Source organism: Leifsonia poae (assembly GCF_050632195.1).
Taxonomy (GTDB): Bacteria; Actinomycetota; Actinomycetes; order Actinomycetales; family Microbacteriaceae; genus Leifsonia; species Leifsonia poae_C.
The window spans coordinates 3,104,428-3,122,024 of the sequence record NZ_CP192580.1; the positions used below are offsets into that span (position 1 = coordinate 3,104,428).

The 17,597-nt window shown below is 67.5% G+C and carries 19 protein-coding genes, 1 tRNA gene and 1 pseudogene; 8 read left to right on the forward strand and 13 right to left on the reverse strand.

The window, feature by feature from the left end; genetic code table 11:
* Positions 1–248: 248 nt before the first annotated feature.
* Positions 249–1,034 (forward strand): hypothetical protein, encoded by a 786-nt coding sequence (locus ACQ86A_RS15590; protein ID WP_431277879.1) that lies wholly within the window; start codon positions 249–251, stop codon positions 1,032–1,034.
* A gap of 723 nt (positions 1,035–1,757) precedes the next feature.
* Here ACQ86A_RS15590 and ACQ86A_RS15595 read toward each other — a convergent pair.
* From ACQ86A_RS15595 to ACQ86A_RS15610, 4 genes are all read right to left on the reverse strand, one after another.
* A tRNA-Arg gene (locus ACQ86A_RS15595) sits at positions 1,758–1,829 on the reverse strand.
* A 74-nt stretch (positions 1,830–1,903) separates the two neighbouring features.
* Positions 1,904–2,401 carry an HNH endonuclease gene (locus tag ACQ86A_RS15600; RefSeq protein WP_431277880.1) on the reverse strand — a complete coding sequence of 166 codons (498 nt, stop codon included), beginning with the start codon at positions 2,399–2,401 and terminating at the stop codon, positions 1,904–1,906.
* Between the two features lie 444 nt (positions 2,402–2,845).
* Entirely contained in the window at positions 2,846–3,811 is a 966-nt protein-coding gene (locus ACQ86A_RS15605) for a C40 family peptidase (protein WP_431277881.1), read from the reverse strand.
* Positions 3,812–4,029: 218 nt separating this feature from the next.
* Positions 4,030–4,722, reverse strand: coding sequence for a metal-dependent transcriptional regulator (locus tag ACQ86A_RS15610; RefSeq protein ID WP_431277882.1), 693 nt, complete (start codon positions 4,720–4,722; stop codon positions 4,030–4,032).
* Positions 4,723–4,842: 120 nt separating this feature from the next.
* Between ACQ86A_RS15610 and serC the strand changes: the two genes are divergently transcribed.
* Positions 4,843–5,961 (forward strand): phosphoserine transaminase, encoded by a 1,119-nt coding sequence (gene serC, locus ACQ86A_RS15615; RefSeq protein WP_431277883.1) that lies wholly within the window; start codon positions 4,843–4,845, stop codon positions 5,959–5,961.
* Positions 5,962–5,985: 24 nt separating this feature from the next.
* Complete coding sequence (locus ACQ86A_RS15620) at positions 5,986–6,219, forward strand: DUF2530 domain-containing protein (protein ID WP_431277884.1); 234 nt, start codon at positions 5,986–5,988, stop codon at positions 6,217–6,219.
* Positions 6,220–6,570: 351 nt separating this feature from the next.
* Here ACQ86A_RS15620 and ACQ86A_RS15625 read toward each other — a convergent pair.
* A pseudogene (locus ACQ86A_RS15625) lies at positions 6,571–7,005 on the reverse strand (DUF3027 domain-containing protein); the annotation flags it as partial.
* The gene (locus tag ACQ86A_RS15630) at positions 6,998–7,378 is read right to left on the reverse strand and encodes a cold-shock protein (RefSeq protein ID WP_431277885.1); all 381 of its coding nucleotides are present in this window, start codon (positions 7,376–7,378) and stop codon (positions 6,998–7,000) included. The gene ACQ86A_RS15630 and the pseudogene ACQ86A_RS15625, both read right to left, overlap by 8 nt.
* 56 nt (positions 7,379–7,434) lie before the next feature.
* Between ACQ86A_RS15630 and ACQ86A_RS15635 the strand changes: the two genes are divergently transcribed.
* The 4 genes from ACQ86A_RS15635 (at position 7,435) to ACQ86A_RS15650 (ending at position 11,505) form a co-directional block, all read left to right on the forward strand.
* A complete protein-coding gene (locus ACQ86A_RS15635; RefSeq protein ID WP_431277886.1) occupies positions 7,435–7,737 on the forward strand; it encodes a hypothetical protein in 303 nt (100 codons plus the stop codon).
* A 35-nt stretch (positions 7,738–7,772) separates the two neighbouring features.
* Positions 7,773–8,939, forward strand: coding sequence for a hypothetical protein (locus ACQ86A_RS15640; protein WP_431277887.1), 1,167 nt, complete (start codon positions 7,773–7,775; stop codon positions 8,937–8,939).
* Positions 8,927–9,679 carry a helicase-associated domain-containing protein gene (locus tag ACQ86A_RS15645; RefSeq protein WP_431280463.1) on the forward strand — a complete coding sequence of 251 codons (753 nt, stop codon included), beginning with the start codon at positions 8,927–8,929 and terminating at the stop codon, positions 9,677–9,679. Before ACQ86A_RS15640 ends, ACQ86A_RS15645 begins: the two co-directional genes overlap by 13 nt.
* Positions 9,680–9,864: 185 nt before the next feature.
* A complete protein-coding gene (locus tag ACQ86A_RS15650) occupies positions 9,865–11,505 on the forward strand; it encodes a DNA repair helicase XPB (RefSeq protein ID WP_431277888.1) in 1,641 nt (546 codons plus the stop codon).
* 30 nt (positions 11,506–11,535) lie between these two features.
* Here the strand turns inward: ACQ86A_RS15650 and ACQ86A_RS15655 are convergent, their stop codons facing one another.
* Positions 11,536–12,147: a TetR/AcrR family transcriptional regulator gene (locus ACQ86A_RS15655; protein WP_431277889.1), complete on the reverse strand. Its 612-nt coding sequence runs from the start codon at positions 12,145–12,147 to the stop codon at positions 11,536–11,538.
* 49 nt (positions 12,148–12,196) lie between these two features.
* Between ACQ86A_RS15655 and ACQ86A_RS15660 the strand changes: the two genes are divergently transcribed.
* Positions 12,197–13,675, forward strand: a complete 1,479-nt coding sequence (locus tag ACQ86A_RS15660; protein WP_431277890.1) for an MFS transporter — start codon at positions 12,197–12,199, stop codon at positions 13,673–13,675.
* A gap of 69 nt (positions 13,676–13,744) precedes the next feature.
* On the opposite strand, the gene ACQ86A_RS15665 is transcribed toward ACQ86A_RS15660, so the two are convergent.
* Genes ACQ86A_RS15665 through ACQ86A_RS15690 form a run of 6 tightly spaced genes read right to left on the reverse strand, consistent with a single transcriptional unit; the run spans position 13,745 to position 17,522 of the window.
* Positions 13,745–14,644: an aminoglycoside phosphotransferase family protein gene (locus ACQ86A_RS15665; protein WP_431277891.1), complete on the reverse strand. Its 900-nt coding sequence runs from the start codon at positions 14,642–14,644 to the stop codon at positions 13,745–13,747.
* Positions 14,631–15,260, reverse strand: a complete 630-nt coding sequence (locus tag ACQ86A_RS15670) for a pyrimidine reductase family protein (protein WP_431277892.1) — start codon at positions 15,258–15,260, stop codon at positions 14,631–14,633. Before ACQ86A_RS15670 ends, ACQ86A_RS15665 begins: the two co-directional genes overlap by 14 nt.
* The gene (locus ACQ86A_RS15675; RefSeq protein WP_431277893.1) at positions 15,260–15,397 is read right to left on the reverse strand and encodes a hypothetical protein; all 138 of its coding nucleotides are present in this window, start codon (positions 15,395–15,397) and stop codon (positions 15,260–15,262) included. The genes ACQ86A_RS15670 and ACQ86A_RS15675 overlap by 1 nt, the downstream gene beginning before the upstream one ends.
* Positions 15,390–16,310, reverse strand: a complete 921-nt coding sequence (folP, locus tag ACQ86A_RS15680) for a dihydropteroate synthase (protein ID WP_431277894.1) — start codon at positions 16,308–16,310, stop codon at positions 15,390–15,392. Before folP ends, ACQ86A_RS15675 begins: the two co-directional genes overlap by 8 nt.
* Complete coding sequence (locus ACQ86A_RS15685; RefSeq protein WP_431277895.1) at positions 16,297–17,079, reverse strand: NAD(P)/FAD-dependent oxidoreductase; 783 nt, start codon at positions 17,077–17,079, stop codon at positions 16,297–16,299. Before ACQ86A_RS15685 ends, folP begins: the two co-directional genes overlap by 14 nt.
* Complete coding sequence (locus ACQ86A_RS15690) at positions 17,007–17,522, reverse strand: FAD-dependent oxidoreductase (RefSeq protein WP_431277896.1); 516 nt, start codon at positions 17,520–17,522, stop codon at positions 17,007–17,009. Before ACQ86A_RS15690 ends, ACQ86A_RS15685 begins: the two co-directional genes overlap by 73 nt.
* Positions 17,523–17,597: the final 75 nt, after the last annotated feature.

A 17,597-nucleotide genomic window follows, 5' to 3' on the forward strand; every position in this document is an offset into this window, starting at 1 on the left:
TCCGTTAGCGGACGTCCGGCGGCCGACCCGCTTGGGGAGCGCCAATCGTCAGGATCTTGCGGAGCGCTAATCGTCAGGATGGGATCGCACTTCGGTCGGCCGCGGCGTCTGATCCTCGCTGACCGGCCCGCCGGCGAACCTGCACGACCCACACCTGCCCTCGACGGAGTAGCGCGCCGCGATGTCAGTCTGCATGGCACGATGATCAAATGGCCGAATCGGAATGGCGCCCAGTCCACGGTGTACTGATGACCAGCGAACCCATCAAAGCGTATGGTGGGATCGCCTTTCCGGCGACCCTTCTTCGAAGCTTCGCGGAGAAGATAGACGGTGGGTCGTTCCCGTTTCATCTCGACCACGATCTCACCAAGCCGATTCGAATTCGAAGCGTCGAGGTGTTTGTCCATGACCGAAACGACGGCATCTCGGAGTTGCGGTTCCGCGCCGAGATGCATGCGGACGACGTCCACTTCATCGACTCGCGTCCTGGGGTGTCCGCGACGGTGATGAGCCCACTTGCGCGGGACGAGCACTCTCCGCGTCAGTTCGATGCTCAGTTTCAGCTGAGCGCAGACCACGCATGGTTCGAGGATGAAGCGTTGATAGGCGTAGAGGAACGGCTCATTGAGCTCGGAGTTCCAGCTGACAGTCTCCTTGTCCAGCGTGCTTATCAGTTTGCCGTTGTTCCGGGCCCGCAGATCTACATCGACGTTGCGTTCTCAGTCCTGCTTTCTGTGGGGGCAAGTGCCATCTGGGATGGAATCAAGCTGCTCTTCGCGCGCCGACGAACACCGCCGGGAGGGGATGCGACGACCCCGACGACGGTGAACATAGAGATCACGGACGGTAGTCGGGTGCTCCGTGCGGTTGTGACAACCGACGACCTGGATGTCGCCAAGCGGGCTATCGACTCCTTGGAAGTGGTTGCAACAGGGTTCCAGCGCGGCGTTCAGGGCGCGGATGCTCGGTCGGACCCCTTGGCTCCCACGACCACTTGGGATGAGCCGAACGGGCGATGGACGCCGCCGATGTGAGCATCAGCGGCATTGATTTGCGTGAGCATGGTCTTGTCTGGGGTCGCGCAGCGGGGATCGGTCCTGCTGACCCTTGTGCCGACCCTTGAGCGGCCGGTGGGCGCCTTGCCGGTGAGTCCGCCGAGCGGCGACATCAGACGAAGAGAGGAACGACTTGCAACGCGAGCTCTGGAACGACCCGGATCCTGTCGAGGGCGCGTACCTAACGTTCTGCTTCGCAGCCTGCACGGAGACGATGCGCGATCGGACTTGACGTCGGAGGGCGCCCTGATCTGGACCGTGGAGGCCCACAGCCACTTCGAGGCGATGATGTTGCATTACGAGCACATGGGCTGGGGCGATTACACGACCGACTTTCCCGAGATTGGCAAACAGCCGTACTCGACGCGTGGTTGGGAGTAGGGGGAGCGCAGACCCCAAATCGCGCCCGATGGAGGCTCGGTCGACGAACACTCGAGATGACCCATACGCTATCGATCGCGACATCCGGCGATGGACAATTCTCGTAAGACTCGCCCGCAAATATGCCCGGTGATGGCGCCTCAAATGCGACAGACCGAATCAGGCTCGTCAGCCACGCCGCATGGCCCGCCACAGACACCCTTAGAGTTTCTTAGAGTTTTTCGGCATTCCTGTGGGCAAATTGTGGGCAAATCCGAAATTCGATGAATTCCTGGTCTTCCGAAAGGTGCCCTGATCAGCATTTTCATTGCGCCTTGAAAGTGCCCCTGGAGGGACTCGAACCCCCAACCTTCTCCTTAGGACGGAGCAGCTCTTCCATTGAGCTACAGAGGCTGACCCGAACTACTCTACCGAACGAGCACCGAGCGGCAGCGCAGCGCAGCGCAGGGCGAACCCGTGAGCAAGCCCTAAGCCGCAGGCGCCAGGAAGTCCTGCCACTCGGGCTGCGCCGACTCCACCCCGCGCACGACCCACGACGCGTCGTGCGGAACGCGCGGGGTCAGCCGCAGCGACCATCCCATCTCCGCCGGTGTGCGGTCGCCCTTGACGTTGTTGCAGCGCAGGCAGCAGGCGACCAGGTTCTCCCAGCTGTCGGCGCCGCCACGGGAGCGGGGCTGCACGTGGTCGATGGTGCTCGCCGACTTGCCGCAGTAGCCGCAGCGGTGCGAGTCGCGGCGCAGCACGCCTCGGCGGCTGACCGGGACGGTGCGGCCGCGCGGGAGGCGAACGTAGCGGGTGAGGAGGATGACTGATGGTCTCTCGTAGCTGTCGCTGATGCCCCACACGGGGTGGTCGGGGTCGATGGCCACGACGGTGGCCTTCTGATTCATGACCAGGACCAGGGCACGTTTGAAGGACACGACCGCGAGCGGTTCGTAGCCGGCGTTGAGGACCAGAGTTCTCATCTCACACCTTCCTGCGGAGGCGACGGGTAAAGACGCAACGGAAAAACAGGTGACTCGTAAACAGGTGACGGGTAAAGAAAAGGGCACTGTCCGTGTGGACAGCGCCCTGCGAAGGAACGGCATGAAAGTGGCAGGCCACGAAATGGTGGCGGCAGGCCAGAAAGTCTTGGCGACGAGAGGCGAAATGGCCGCACTCGGTCGCGGCGGTCACACCGGTGACCGTCGGGGTGACGCTGGGCGGAATACCCATCGGTTCTCCCGGAACTAGAACGGCGCTGCCGAAGCAGTGCCGTAACTCACGATGCCAGGGCATCAGAGTAACCCAGAAACGGCGCACCACATATTCGAGGCGCGCCGAATGTGGTTCCGGATGCGCTGAGTTCACGCACTGTTCAGCCATCGAGAGCGACCACCGTGGCCCGAAAGCCGACCCGAGAGCCCGGGTCAGATCCCGAGGCGGACGACGTAGAAGTTGCTGGTCCAGATCGGGCGGATCGAGACGCTGCGGCCCGTGGTGGGAGCATCCATGATGTTGCCGTTGCCGGCGTAGAAGCCGTCGTGGCCGGGCATGATGATCACGTCGCCGGGAACGGCATCATTGATCGAGATGCGCTTGCCCAGCGCCGCCTGGCCCGACACCGAGTGCGGCAGCGATACGCCGAACTGTGCGTAGACGAACATGATGTAGCCAGAGCAGTCGAAGCCGGCCGGGGTAGAGCCGCCGAAGACGTACGGGGTGCCGATGTACTGCTGCGCGACCGAGAACACCTGCGAGAGGCTGAAGTTCGGGTACGGCGGGTTGGCCAGGAAGTCGGAGACCGATGGGCCCGAGTAGCTCTTGGCGTAGCTGGTGAGCGTGACGGCTGCGCGCTGACGGGCGGCCTCCGCGGCCTTCTGCGAGGCGAGCTGGGCTTCTGTTGTCGCACTCGCGGCGTCACGGCCGACGACGGATGCGGTGACCGACTTGGAGACCTCGACGCTCTGCGACTGGGCCTTCTTCATGCCGTCGATGGCGGAGGACTTGAACTGAGCCGCGTCGGCACCCTGCGGGTTGAAGGCGTAGGCGGGGATGGCCATGGTGGCGATGAGGCCGGCGGCGAGAGTCATGACAGCGATGTTGATGACACCGCCCTTGACCTTCTTCTTGCCGGGGGCATTGGCTACGGGCTGCTTCTGACCGGCGACGGTCTTGCCCGAAGCGGTGACAGCGGCCAGAGAAGCGGAGGAAGCAGCGGGTGCGGTCGACGTGGATGCGACGCGCGGGGTCTTCGCAGAGCGGTTCGACTCCTCCAACTCACGCGCGGCACGGAGCGAGCGTCGGGAGACGGCGTCGGTGCTGGCGGTCGGATTCGGGGTCTGCGGGTCGTTCGGAGCGCTCTCTTCAGAGCCGGGTGTACCTAATGGGGCCAAGGTATAAACCTCCTGCGCTCCAACAGCACTAGGTAGCTGCCCCGTCCTGAATGCTTATAGCTTCGGCTTCGCGGGTCAAGAGACGGAATTGGGGGTGGAGCGTCTCGACTCGGGTTCTGTGGGCCGGCTTCTGGCCCGTCGAACTCGTTAGAGACTACGGGACACCCTCCCGTTTGTCACATCCCTTTTCGGGTTACTTAACAAATTGGTAACGGAAATCAGGGGGCGACGAAGATATGCGCGGCGAGCTCGTTGGGCAGTTCAAGCCCGTTCTCGAACCCGTCGATCTGCACGATCACGTACGAACCAGCAGAAGAGAAAGTGCCGGTGGAGCCGGGAATCACGCCCGCCTGCTTGAGCTGGAGCAGCAGCTCGGGGTCAACCTGCGCGGGCTCACCCAGACGACGGATGCTGGCAGTCACCCCGGAATCGCGACCTTCAACCACATCTACAAGGTTGATGAGCCCCTCGGTGATGGATGACGTGTCCACCTCGCCGAGATCGGCCAAGCCGGGGATGGGGTTGCCATAGGGAGAAACCGTCGGGTGGCCGAGCATGGTAAGCAGTTTGCGCTCCACCTGCTCGCTCATGACGTGCTCCCAGCGGCAGGCCTCCTCGTGCACGTACTCCCACTCGAGCTCGATGACATCGCTGAGCAGGCGCTCCGCCAGGCGGTGCTTGCGCATGACGTTGACGGCCTTGCGGCGGCCCTCGTCGGTGAGCTCGAGGTGCCGGTCGCCGGAGACGACGACGAGACCGTCGCGCTCCATCCGGCCGACCGTCTGGGACACGGTGGGACCCGAGTGACCGAGGCGCTCGGAGATGCGCGCACGCAGGGGAACGATGTTGTCCTCCTCCAACTCCAGGATGGTGCGAAGGTACATCTCTGTCGTGTCGATCAGATCGGTCATGAACCCCTCCACTTGCTTACGCGCGATACGCCTATAGAGGCTACTTGCTGGCGGTGACAGTCCGGCGCAGGCCTCTTGAGCCGGACGGCCGTGTGGTGTAACAGCCAATAGACTCTCGATATGCCGGATGTGACTATTCCCAGTGAACTGCTGCCCGCCGACGGACGTTTCGGCTGCGGCCCGTCCAAGGTCCGCCCCGAGCAGGTGGCCTACCTCGCCGGTGCCGGCGCGGAGCTTCTCGGCACATCCCACCGCCAGGCGCCGGTGAAGAACCTGGTCGGGCGCGTGCGCTCCGGCCTCAGCGACCTGTTCCGCCTCCCCGACGGCTACGAGGTCGTCATCGGCAACGGCGGCTCGACCGCGTTCTGGGATGCGGCAGCCTTCTCGATCATCGAGAAGCGCAGCGAGAACCTCGTCTTCGGTGAGTTCGGCGGCAAGTTCGCGGCGGCAGCGAAGGCCCCTTGGCTGGACGCTCCGCACGTCATCGACGCTCCCGCCGGATCGCGCAGCGAGCCCGAAGCGGTCGATGGCGTGGACGTGTACGCCTGGCCGCACAACGAGACGTCGACCGGCGTCATGGCTCCGGTCCGCCGCGTGCACGGCGACGATGGTGCGCTGACGGTCGTCGACGCGACGAGCGCGGCCGGTGGCGCCGACTTCGACGTGACCGAGTCGGACATCTACTACTTCGCCCCGCAGAAGAACTTCGCCTCCGACGGCGGTCTCTGGCTGGCCCTCTTCTCCCCCGCTGCGATCGAGCGCGTCGAGCGCATCGCAGCGAGCGACCGCTACATCCCCGAGTTCCTGAGCGTGAAGAACGCGATCGACAACTCGCGGCTCAACCAGACCCTCAACACCCCTGCCGTCAGCACGCTCGTGCTGCTGGAGAACCAGATCGAGTGGATGAACGCCAACGGCGGCCTCGAGTGGGCCTCCGCACGCACGGCCGAGTCGTCGAACGCTCTGTACAGCTGGGCGGAGAAGGTGGAGTACGCGACGCCGTTCGTCGCGAATCCTGAGCACCGCTCGCAGGTCGTCGTCACGATCGACTTCGACGAGCGCATCGACGCGGCCGCTGTGGCGAAGACCCTGCGCGCCAACGGCATCGTCGACACCGAGCCGTACCGCAAGCTCGGCCGCAACCAGCTGCGCGTCGCGACCTTCACCGCGATCGAACCGGATGACGTGCGAGCCCTCATCGGCTGCATCGACTTCGTCGTCGAGCGCCTCGGATCGTAGAACCGGGCTCGACGGGAGCGACGGATGCGACTCTGGTTGCGCGACAGCGAGCGACGGCCCGACCCGGTGCCCGCCGAAACGGACGACCGGAAGGCCGTTCTCGTCGGGCTAGGCCTGTGGGCCGTCGCCCTTGTCGTCGTGCTCGTCTTCGCCCGTCAGCTCGCTGACGCCGGAGACGGCTGGTGGTTCTGGACGGTCGTCGTCGGACTCGTCCTCGGCCTCGTCGGACTCGCCTACCTCAGCGTCAAGCGGCGCTGAGTCGTCGTCCGCCGCGTCGTCGAGCGCTGCGGCCTCCTCGGCCGGGAGGTCGAGGTCGAGGTCCTCGTCGGTCTCCTCGTCGTACGAGGCGTCCGCCGAGTCGATGTCGACGCCGTCGATGTCGCCGGCGTGCAGCACATGCACGTCTGAGTCGTCGTCTTCGTCGTCCTCCGACTCGTCGTCCTCGTCGGATTCGTCGTCGCCGTCTTCCGAATCGTCGTCGAACTCGTCGCCGGACTCCTCGTCGTCGTAGTCGTCCGCATCCTCCTGGTCGTCGGACTCGCCTTCGGCGTGCTCGGCTGCATGCAGGGCCTCCTGCGAGGCCTGGTAGTCGGCGAGCCGCTCGGACCACGGGATCCAGTCGGGGGCAAGCAGGGCACTGTCGCCCGGCATCAGCTCGGCTTCGAGAACGGAGGGCGCGGATTCGTCGTCGATGCGTGAGATCGTGACGGTCCAGTTCCAGCCGGGGTAGCCGGGCATGGTGCACTCGAAGCGCAGGGACAGGACGTGCTCGCCCTCGGCGAAGTAGCCCGCGGGCGGCCCGACCGTGGAAGCGGGGGTGATCTCGAGCAGCGCCTCGCGGGCGAGGTTCACCGAGGCGAGCAGGACGTCGTCGGGAACGTACTCGACGACGGCCTCGGGCTCGACGGACTCGTCTTCGACGACGACCTCGACGATCTCGATCTCGACATCCCCGTCTTCGACGACGACCTCAGTCACCTCGACGATCTCTTCTTCCGCACCCTCGGCGGGCACGGTCGGTTCGGTGGAATCGGTGTCAGGCATCCAGATCGTCCGCGACTCGGCGCAGCACGGCGGCGATCTTGGCGCCGTGCGCCTTGTCCGGGTACTTGCCCCGCTTGAGGTTGCTGCCGATACCGTCGAGCAGCTTCACCAGGTCTTCGACGATGATCGACATGTCGTCGGCCGACTTGCGGCTCATCTTCGCCAGGCTGGGTGGAGCGTCGAGGACTCGCACCGAGAGGGCCTGCGCACCGCGCTTGCCGTCGGCGATGCCGAACTCCAGGCGGGTGCCCGCTTTGACGACGGTGCCGGCAGGGAGGGCCGAGGCGTGCAGAAAGACTTCCTGGCCGTCATCGGAGCTGATGAAGCCGAAGCCTTTCTCGTCGTCGTAGAACTTGACCTTGCCGGTTGGCATGGGAACCTCATTTCACATGGGGGATCGGATGACCAACCTCAATTATCCTTGATTTCGTGACCCAGCAGACCCCACCGGCGACAAGCCGCATCCAGCGCGTCCTCTCATACATCATCGCCGCCCTGGTTGTGATCTCTTTGGTGTGCATCGCGGCCATCCTGATCGGCACCGCTGTGGGCGGTTTCGCGGCCCAGGGTTCGGGCCAGGGGCTCTGGCCCGCGGTCTTCCTCCTGCCGCTGCTCGCGCTCCCGATCGCCGTCGTACTGATGATCGTTCTGTTCATCATCACGGCGCGTCAGCGCACCAAGGCGGCGAAAGAGGCGGGTCCTGCCGCTCCCCCGGCCAAGGGCAAGCGCTAGGAGCCGGAATCGGCTGAGGCGCTGGTGACGCCGTCATGACCAACACTCTCGCGCTGGCTGCTCGCTTGCGCGCGATGCCCGACGACGCGCTCGTCGCCGCGCTCGCCACTCGTACGTACCGCCGCACGGGGATCACCGACTTCTTCGACCTGGCCGATGCTCTGCTCGACCACGACTCGGTGCAACGGGTGCTGTCAGGCTTGGACCGGCCGACGCTGGCCGTGCTCGTCGCGCTGGGGCGGGCATCCGGAACCGTGGCTAGTGCTGGTTCTGCTCCTTCGGTTCAGGATGCGAACACCATCGCTGCTGCGCTCGCGGGCTCACCTGCCGCACCGCAATTCGGGCGAGGCGGCGCCGAGGCGGCGCTGGAGCGTCTCTCTGCGGCGCTGCTCGTGCATCCTGAGGCCGACGGATTCGCCGTCTATGAAGCGGTGAGCGACCAGCTGGCGACCTGGCCCTCTCTCGGCTTGCCGTCGTTGGAGGCGATCGTCAGCACCCCGGCACCGCCCGCACTCGCCTCGGTGCCCGACACCGAGCACCGCTTCACCGACCGACTCGCGGCCGAGCGCGCCTTCGAGGCCGTCGCCGCGGTCTCCGAGCTGCTCGCCGAGCTCGTGCGCGAGGGCGCGCGGGAACTGCAGAAGGGCGGACTCGCCCTACCCGCGACCAAGCGGATCGCTTCAGCCCTCGCCATCGACGTGTCGGTCGTTCCCACGGTTGTCTCGGTCGCGGCGCGCGCCGGGCTCATCGCGCAGGAGGATGCGGTGTGGTTGCCGACGGAAGAGGCGACGGCGTGGCTGCACTCGGCCACCATCGACCGGTGGCGTGCGCTGGCCGCCGCCTGGCAGACCGCGCTACCCGAAGACCTACGCGGCATCCTGTCGGCGCGCTCTCGTGCCGCCTGGGGCGAGAGTCTGAGCGAGTACGTCGCGTGGCTGTACCCTGCGGGGCAGGAGTCGGCGCAGCGCCGCGTTGTCGCGTACACGCGCGACGCAGACTGGCTCGGGATCACCGCCAACCACGCGCCGAGCACGGGTGGCACGGCCCTGGTCGAGCGGGGTCCGGATGCGGCTGCGCAAGCGATCGGCGCGCACTTTCCGGCCGAGGTCGACAAGGTCTACCTGCAGCACGACCTGACCGTGGTCTCCCCGGACCGCTCGAACCCGAGATCGACGCGCGGCTGCGCAGCATCGCGGACGTAGAGAGCCGTGCGCTCGCATCCACGTTCCGGGTGTCGGCCGCGAGCATCGGGCGGGCGATCGCGGCGGGCGAGACGGCTGCGAGCATCCGGGAGTTCCTCGCATCGATCTCGCTCACGGGCGTGCCTCAGCCGCTCGATTACCTGATCACGGATGCGACCGAGCGGTACGGGCGCGTGCGGGTGCGCGATCTGGCTTCGCACAGCGAGCCGGACGGACGGATGCGCACAGCGGTCGTCTCCGCCGATCCTGCGCTGCTCACCACGATCGCCGTCGACCAGGCGCTCAGCTCACTCGGTCTGACGAAGGTCGCCCCCGATCGGTTGGAGAGTCGATTCGGGCGGGATGTCGTGTTCTGGGCGCTGAGCGATGCGCGGTATCCGGTGGCGGCCGAGGATGCGGCGGGCGAGGTGGTCAGTCTGCGGCGTCACCGCGTTGCGCGCGTCACGGCGGGACGGTCTGTGGATCCCGCGATCGACCTGATTGCGCGGCTGCGGTCGGCGGAGGTGGTCGAAGAGGGGACCACGCAGGAGCAGTGGCTTGCGCGCCAGATCGACCTGGCCATCCGGGCGAAGCAGACCGTGTTCGTGTCGGTCGCGATGCCTGACGGGCGGACCGTCGAGTACCTGCTGGAGCCGACCGGGGTCGGTGGCGGGCGGCTGCGTGGGCGGGATCGGGCGGCGGATATCGAGCGGACGCTGCCGCTGTCGAGCGTGCAGGGGCTTCGGCCGGGCGACGGTTAAGCAGGAGAGTTCGGGCGACGCGCCGGTTAAGTCTCCGTGGTTACGGAGGTTGTGGCCTGGATGGCGCGAGATCTCCGGAATTGCGAACCGGGTGGGGTGAGGCGAGCGCGGCAGCGAGCTCGGGCGCGTCCAGCAGGGTGGCGGGCACACGGGACGGACACCGGGTTGGCGTAGACTCAGCGGTTATGTCTGATGGCCCCCTGATCGTCCAGAGCGACCGCACCGTACTCCTCGAGGTCGCGCATCCGGCGGCAGAGGATGCCCGCCACGACCTCGCCGTGTTCGCCGAGCTCGAGCGCGCTCCCGAGCACATCCACACCTACCGCATCACGCGGCTCGGACTGTGGAACGCGAGGGCGGCCGGCCACACTGCGGACGACATGCTCGCGACACTGGAGCGGTACTCGAAGTTCCCGATTCCGCAGACCGTTTCCGTGGACATGACCGAGACGGTGGCCCGTTACGGCCGCCTGGTCATCGAGCGCGACGACGAAGGCGCGCTGGTGCTCCGCTCGGACGACCTCGCTGTGCTGACCGAGGTGGCGGGCGCGAAGCGCATCTCCCCGCTGCTGCTCGAACGGCGCGACGACAAGACCTTCGCCGTCGAGGCTTGGGCCCGCGGACAGCTCAAGCAGGAGCTCGTGAAGCTCGGCTGGCCCGCGGAAGACCTGGCCGGCTACACGCCCGGCACCCCGCATCCCATCGACCTCGTCGAGACGACGTGGAAACTGCGCGACTACCAGCACAAGGCCGTCGACAACTTCTTCGAGGGCGGCTCGGGCGTCGTTGTGCTCCCCTGTGGCGCGGGCAAGACGCTCGTCGGCGCCGGGGCAATGGCGACCGCGAAGACGACCACGCTCATCCTGGTCACCAACACGGTCTCAGCCCGGCAGTGGCGCGACGAGCTGATCAAGCGCACCACGCTCACGGCCGAGGAGATCGGTGAGTACTCGGGCCAGGTGAAGGAGGTCAAGCCGGTCACGATCGCGACCTACCAGATCCTCACGGCCAAGCGGAAGGGCGAGTATGCGCACCTCGCGCTGCTCGACGCGATGGACTGGGGTCTCGTGGTCTACGACGAGGTGCACCTGCTTCCCGCGCCCGTGTTCAAGCTGACCGCCGAGCTGCAGGCCCGTCGGCGACTCGGTCTGACGGCGACCCTCGTGCGCGAGGACGGTCGCGAGGGCGACGTCTTCAGCCTCATCGGCCCCAAGCGATTCGACGCGCCCTGGAAGGAGATCGAGGCGCAGGGCTTCATCTCCCCCGCATCCTGCTACGAGGTGCGCATCGACCTGCCGCAGTCCGATCGCCTCAGCTACGCGGCCGCGGCCGACGACGAGCGCTACCGGCTCGCGGCGACGGCGCCAGCGAAGCTGGATGTGGTGCGGCAGCTGGTCGCGCGGCACGCGGGTGAGCGCATCCTGGTCATCGGCCAGTATCTCGACCAGATCGACGAACTGGCGGAAGCGCTGAACGCGCCCTCACTCACGGGTGCGACCCATGTAGACGAACGCGAGCGGCTGTACCAGGAGTTCCGCGACGGAACCACGCCGGTGCTCGTCGTGAGCAAGGTCGCCAACTTCTCGGTCGACCTCCCCGAGGCGACGGTCGCGATCCAGGTCTCCGGATCCTTCGGGTCGCGTCAGGAGGAGGCCCAGCGCCTCGGCAGGCTCCTGCGTCCCAAGGAGTCGGGCCTGTCGGCGAACTTCTACACGCTCGTGTCTCGGGATACGGTCGACCAGGACTTCGCGCAGAACCGTCAGCGGTTCCTTGCGGAGCAGGGGTACAGCTACACGATCCTGGATGCGCACGCGATCGCTGCGTGAACGGTCGCGGTCGCGGTCGCGTTACGCGGGTCAGCGCGGGAGCACGCCGTTCCGCAGGGCGTCGAACAGTAGCTCGAGGCGTGCCCGGTGGTCGTCGATCACCGCGTCCGACGGTTCTCCGGCGACGAGGCGACCCGCCGTCTGCACCATCACGGCGCTGTAGCCGGCGATGAAGAGCGCGGCGAACAGCATCCCGTCGCCGTCGAAGGTCGGGTCGCGGTCGAGCTCTTCGGTCAGGATGCGCTGCAGGTCGGAGGCGATCTCTCTCGCTCGGGCGATCAGCGCAGGAGATGACCCGACGGTCCGGAAGAACGGGATCGACCCCTCCTTGAGCCCGGAGAGAGCGTGACGCTCATCCACGAGCCGCAGGGATGCGTCGCGCAGGGATGCGAGCACGTCCACATCCTGAGCATGGTCGCGCACCGCTGACCGCAGGAACTCGACGGCGTCGTCGGTGCGGTCGAGGAGCAGGTCTTCTTTGCGCGGGAAGTGGTTGAAGACCGTCACGCTCGAGACACCGGCCTCGCGCGCCACCTCGGCGACCGAGACCGCGTCGAACCCGCGCTCGAGGAACAGCCGGGTCGCGACCTCCGAGATCCGGGCACGTGTCTGGGGACCGCCGCGCTCACTGGTCCTGGGCATTCGCTCTCACTCCCTTGTGTAACTAAACTTAGTCGCATAACATAGTGGCATGTCTTCCGAACTTATCACCCCGCGCGGCCCTCGATCGCTGCGGCAGGCGTGGGTCGCTCTCGCCGGCCTCTCGGCCGTGTTCCTCTTCGAGATGCTGGACAACTCCATCCTGAACGTCGCGCTGCCGACCATCGGGCGCGAACTGCACGCCACGACCGTCGCCCTGCAGTGGGTCACCGGCGCGTATGCGGTCGTCTTCGGCGGCCTGATGCTCGCCTTCGGCGCGATCGCCGACCGGTTCGGGCGTCGTCGGGTCATGCTCATCGGTCTCGTGCTCCTCGGCCTGGCCAGCCTCGCGACCGCCTTCGTCACAACGGCCGAGCAGCTGATCGCCGTGCGGGTGGCGATGGGAGTCGCGGCCGCGATGACCACGCCGGGGTCCATGGCACTGGCCTTCCGTCTCTTCGATGAGGAGAGCCTGCGCGTGCGTGCGTTGACGCTCATCACGACGGTCGGGCTCGTCGGCCTCGCCATCGCGCCGACCGTCGGCGGGCTCGTGCTCGCTGTCGCGCCCTGGCAGGTGCTGCTGCTCGTGAACGTGCCGATCGCCGCGCTCGCGATCGCGTGCGTGCGGTTCGGCATCGGCGTCGACGACCCGGCGGAGCTCCACCGCGATCCCGTCGACATCGCGGGCGCGTTGCTGGGCACTGTGACGATCGTTCTAGCGCTCGTCGCGCCGACTCTCTTCGTCAATGAGGGTGCGGGATCGTGGATTCCGTGGGCGGTCACGGCGGCGGCAATCCTGGCTGCAGTCGGCTTCGTTCTCCGCGAGCGCACGGCCCGCTTCCCGCTGCTCGATCTCCGGCTCCTCGCGCGTCCGCTCGTGTCGAGCGGGTTGGCATTCAAGGCCGCGGCGGGACTGGCCACCGCTGGGCTCGGTTACCTGGTGACGCTTCAGCTGCAGCTCGACTGGGGCTGGCCACCAGCGCTCGCGGCCATCGGAATGCTGCCGCAGGTCATCGTGCTCGTCGCAGCCGGCCCGTTCATCAACCCGTTCGTGCAGCGGGTCGGCCTCAGCCGGGCTGCCTGGCTCAGCGCCGCCGCTGTCGTGGCCGGGCTCGCCGTCTACGCGGTGCTCGGCCGGTACGGCTACGGCTGGGTAGCGCTCGCCCTCGTGCTCGTGGCGGCAGGGATGCGCGTGGTCGGGGTGGTCGCCGGAATCAATGTTCTCAGCGGCCTGCCCAAGAACCGCACCACGATCGGCGCCGCGCTCGTCGACACGGCCACCGAGCTCGCTTCGGGCGTCGGTCTCGCCGTCACCGGCACCATCCTCGCGGCCCTGTTCACCGGTTCGATCGCCACGGCGAACTGGAGCGCGCAGCAGACCGCGGAGTTCCAGCAGGCGACGACGATCGCCGGGCTGGCGCTCACTGTCGTGGCCGCGGCGCTGGTCGGGTGGGGAATCGTGCGCACGCGAGGCGCTGCGAAAGCCGAAGACGTCGCGGCGGTCGAGGTCACGGTTCCCGAAGAGGTCTGACGGATGCCGCAGCCCGGCCGGCTCGCAGCCCGGCAGCCCGGCAACCCGGCAGGCTCGCAGCGATCCGGCTCAGCGCGCCTCGGCGAAAAGGCGTTCCAGCGTGGCGCGCGGGTCGGCAGCGAAGAGGCTGCCGACCGCCGCATCCCCCGCACCTTCATCATCGGGAAGCGTGATCAGCGCCTTCCACAACGCCCAGCCCCGCGCACGCGCCCAGGTGTCATCGTCGAGCCCGACGCCGCGCCGGAACGTCTCGCGAGATTCACCCTCGAACAGCGTCCAGGCGAGCACAAGATCGCACGCTGGATCGCCGACCCCCGAGGTGCCGAAGTCGATCACGGCCGCGAGCCGCCCATCCTGAACCAGCAGATTGCCCGTCGCGAAGTCGCCGTGGAACCAGACCGGATCGCCGCTCCACCGCGAGGATTCCGCATCCGCCCAGATGCGACGCGCGAGCGGTCCGTCGATCCGGTCGCCGAGGCGTTCGATCGCCCGATGCGTCTCCTCCGCGTAGACGCCGGGCGGGTCGCCGCGGAAGAAGTTGTGTTCGCCGGGCGCCGGGCCACCGCGAGCGTCCGCATCCCGAAGCGCCACCAGAAAGCGCGCCGTGTCTGACGCGAACGCGACCGCATCCCCGACCCCAGCGGTCGCCGCCGGGCGCCCGTCGAGCCACCGGTACACCGACCACGGAAAGGGATACCCGAATCCAGGGGCGCCCTGCGCGACCGGCTCCGGGATGGGCAGCGGCAGCTCGCGCGCGAGCGCCGGCAGCCAGCGCTGCTCCTTCTCGACCTGCTGCGCGTACCAGGGGCCGGTGGGCAGACGCACGCTCAGCGCATCCCCGAGCCGGAACGTGCTGTTGTCCCACCCGTTCAGCTCGACGTTCCGGATGGGCAGCTCGCGCCACTCGGGAAACTGGTCGTCGACGAGACGCCTGGCCAGCGCCGCGTCGATCTGTTCACGCGCGAACATAGCGCAGCAGCAACGTCTCCCCCGCGACGAGGGTGTGCGCGAGCCGGAGCCCCACCGGGTTGATCGGCGATGCGCCCGCGGTGATGCGCGTCGCGACGCCCGCCTCCAGGCGCGGGCTGAGAGTGAGACACAGCTCGTCGAGCACTCGCGACGCGATCAGGTCGCCAAGCAGGTGCGGTCCGCCCTCGCAGTGGATCCGGGACAGACCGCGGTCGGCGAGCGCCTGAATCATCTGCCCCGCCTCGACGCGATCACGACCGAAGATGAGCACATCTGCGACCTCGGCGAGCGCGTCCCGCGTGTCCGGCCGGGAGAGTTCGGTCGTGAAGACGATCGGACGCTCGGGCGCTTCGGTGAAGATCGGGCTGGCCGGGTCGAGGTCGAGACTCGCCGACACGATTGCGAAGACCGGATGCGCGGTCATCCCGTGCGCCATGCGGTGCCGCTCCGAGACCTCGTCGACCCGCATCGCGCTGTACCCCTCAGCGCGAACCGTTCCGGCGCCGACGAGCACCACGTCGCAGAGCCGTCGCAGGATGTCGAACACGCGCTTGTCGGCGGCGTCGGAGAGCCCGCCGGAGAGACCCTGGTGCGTTGCCGCGCCGTCGACGCTCATCACGAAGTTCGCCCGCACCCAGGGCAGGTCGCCGACCCCTCGGAGTACAGCGTCGTGATCTCGGCATCGCCGAGCCCCTCCTGGGTCGGCAACGGGTAGACCCGCGAGATCGTCGGGTCGGTCGCGTGGTCAGTCATTCACGTCTCCCATGTTGTGCCGCAGATAGGCGGGCTCACGCAGCCCCAGGACGGCCTCCGTCATGCGCGTGGCGGCCACCGAAGCGGCGACATCGTGCATCCGGATGATCCGAGCCCCGTTGACGATGGAGATCACCGCCGCCGCGATCGACCCCTCCAACCGATCGGCGCGCTCGGCGTCGAGGGTCTCGCCGATGAAGTCCTTGTTCGAGACGGCCGCGAGCGTCGGATAGCCGAGGTCGGCGATCACGCTCAGCCGCCGGGTCAGTTCGAGCGAGTGCAGGGTGTTCTTGTTCAGGTCGTGGCCCGGGTCGACGATGATGCGCTCCTCGGGGATGCCCGCCGCGATCGCCCGGTCGACGCGCTCCGCGAGGAACGCCGCCACCTCAACGGCGATGTCGCCGTATTGCGGGCGCGGATACGGCGTGCGCGGGGCCGCAAGGCTGTGCGTGATGACCAGCGTCGCTTCGCTGTCCGCGACCACCTCCAGCAGCCCCGGATCGCTCAGCCCGGTCGTGTCGTTGACGACGGTCGCGCCTGCCTCGATGGCCGACCGGGCGACGGCCGAGTGGAACGTGTCGACCGAGATGACCGCATCCGAACCCGCCCGCAGCTCAGCAATCACGGGCACGACGCGGTCGGCTTCCTCCTCGATCGGGATGGGCGCCCCGGGTGCGAAGGGCGCCCCGCCGATGTCCACCCAGTCGGCACCCGCCTCGACGGCCGCGAACGAGGCAGCGACGGCCCTGTCGAGGGCGAAGGTCCTGCCCCGGTCGTAGAAGGAGTCGGGCGTGCGGTTCACGACGGCCATGACCGCGACGCGACGGGAGAAGTCGAACGTGCGGGCGCCGATGGTGCGAACGGGAATGCGGAGCGGGGGCAGATAGAGCGACGACGGTTCAGAGGCTGTCAAGGCTCACGCTCTCGTCGGTGAGGCGGTCGCGGGCGACGCGCACTCCCTCGCGGATCAGCCGTTGCACCTTGTCGTTCACGTCCCAGACGTTCACGTTCATGCCCGCGACCACACGGTCTCCGCGCAGCCAGAACGCGATGAACTCGCGCGCATCCTTGTCGCCGCGGAAGACGACCTCCGCCTCCGCTGCGAGCGGTGCATAGCCCGAATACTCCATGCCCAGATCGTATTGGTCGGAGTAGAAGTACGGGATCTCGTCGTAGACGGCACGCTCGCCGAGGATCGCATGCGCGGCGACCTTGCCGCCGGCGATGGCGTTCGCCCAGTGCTCGTTGCGCAGGTGATGCTCGATCGCCGGGAGGTATGGGTTGGCCACGTCGCCGACGGCGTAGATGTCCTCGACGTCGGTGCGCATCCCGGAGTCCACCAGGATGCCGTTGCTCAGCTTGAGCCTGGAGCGCTCCGCCACAGCGATGTTGGGTTCAGCGCCCACCCCGACGACGACGATGTCGGCAGGGATGCGCTCGCCCGAGCCGGTCACCACCTCTCGCGGTCCGTCGTCGCTGCCGTCGATCGCGACGACCGAATCTTTGTTGCGGAACTCGACACCGTTATCTCGATGCAGCTTCTCGAACACTCCGCCGAGCACCGGGCCGATCGCCTTCGAGAGCGGCACCGTCGAGCTCCCGATCACGGTCACGTCGTTCCCGTATCCGCGGGCGGCGGCGGCGACCTCGAGGCCGATCCAGCCCGAGCCCACGACAACCACGCGTCGTCCCCCACCGCCAGCGCGGCCTTCAGCCAGTCGCTGTCCTCGAGGGTCCGCAGGGTGAACACGGCGCCGTGGCCCGCACCAGGAACCGTGAGCCGACGCGCGTCCGCCCCCATCGCGAGCACCAGGCTGTCGTAGGTGATCCGCGCCCCTCCGGCGACGAACAATTCGTGGGCACCCGCATCGACCGACCCGGCGATAGTCTCCGTCAACAACTCGACCGCATTGTCCGCGTACCAGGCCTCAGGATGCACGAAGCCCGCATCCCGACCCGCCTCGCCCTTCAGATACTCCTTCGACAGCGGCGGACGGATGTACGGATGGTGCGGCTCGGCGCCCAGCAGCAGGATGCGCCCTTCGAAGCCGCGCTCCCGGAGTTCGGTGGCTGTCGTCGCTCCGGCGAGACCCGCTCCGGCGATGACGACGGTGGGTTTGGTCATGGCGTCCTCCTGCGGGTCGGGCACGACAGATTCGGGCTTGTATCCCAGCATCCACTCTTCGCACGGCGGGCGCCA

Excerpts from the sequence above, each read along its gene's own strand:
- ACQ86A_RS15590 (WP_431277879.1), top strand. The coding sequence starts at position 249 with ATGACCAGCGAACCCATCAAAGCGTATGGTGGGATCGCCTTTCCGGCG.
- ACQ86A_RS15600 (WP_431277880.1), bottom strand. The coding sequence starts at position 2,401 with ATGAGAACTCTGGTCCTCAACGCCGGCTACGAACCGCTCGCGGTCGTG.
- ACQ86A_RS15610 (WP_431277882.1), bottom strand. The coding sequence starts at position 4,722 with ATGACCGATCTGATCGACACGACAGAGATGTACCTTCGCACCATCCTG.
- serC (WP_431277883.1), top strand. The coding sequence starts at position 4,843 with ATGCCGGATGTGACTATTCCCAGTGAACTGCTGCCCGCCGACGGACGT.
- ACQ86A_RS15620 (WP_431277884.1), top strand. The coding sequence starts at position 5,986 with ATGCGACTCTGGTTGCGCGACAGCGAGCGACGGCCCGACCCGGTGCCC.
- ACQ86A_RS15630 (WP_431277885.1), bottom strand. The coding sequence starts at position 7,378 with ATGCCAACCGGCAAGGTCAAGTTCTACGACGACGAGAAAGGCTTCGGC.
- ACQ86A_RS15640 (WP_431277887.1), top strand. The coding sequence starts at position 7,773 with ATGACCAACACTCTCGCGCTGGCTGCTCGCTTGCGCGCGATGCCCGAC.
- ACQ86A_RS15650 (WP_431277888.1), top strand. The coding sequence starts at position 9,865 with ATGTCTGATGGCCCCCTGATCGTCCAGAGCGACCGCACCGTACTCCTC.
- ACQ86A_RS15655 (WP_431277889.1), bottom strand. The coding sequence starts at position 12,147 with ATGCCCAGGACCAGTGAGCGCGGCGGTCCCCAGACACGTGCCCGGATC.
- ACQ86A_RS15660 (WP_431277890.1), top strand. The coding sequence starts at position 12,197 with ATGTCTTCCGAACTTATCACCCCGCGCGGCCCTCGATCGCTGCGGCAG.
- ACQ86A_RS15665 (WP_431277891.1), bottom strand. The coding sequence starts at position 14,644 with ATGTTCGCGCGTGAACAGATCGACGCGGCGCTGGCCAGGCGTCTCGTC.
- ACQ86A_RS15670 (WP_431277892.1), bottom strand. The coding sequence starts at position 15,260 with ATGAGCGTCGACGGCGCGGCAACGCACCAGGGTCTCTCCGGCGGGCTC.
- ACQ86A_RS15675 (WP_431277893.1), bottom strand. The coding sequence starts at position 15,397 with ATGACTGACCACGCGACCGACCCGACGATCTCGCGGGTCTACCCGTTG.
- ACQ86A_RS15690 (WP_431277896.1), bottom strand. The coding sequence starts at position 17,522 with ATGACCAAACCCACCGTCGTCATCGCCGGAGCGGGTCTCGCCGGAGCG.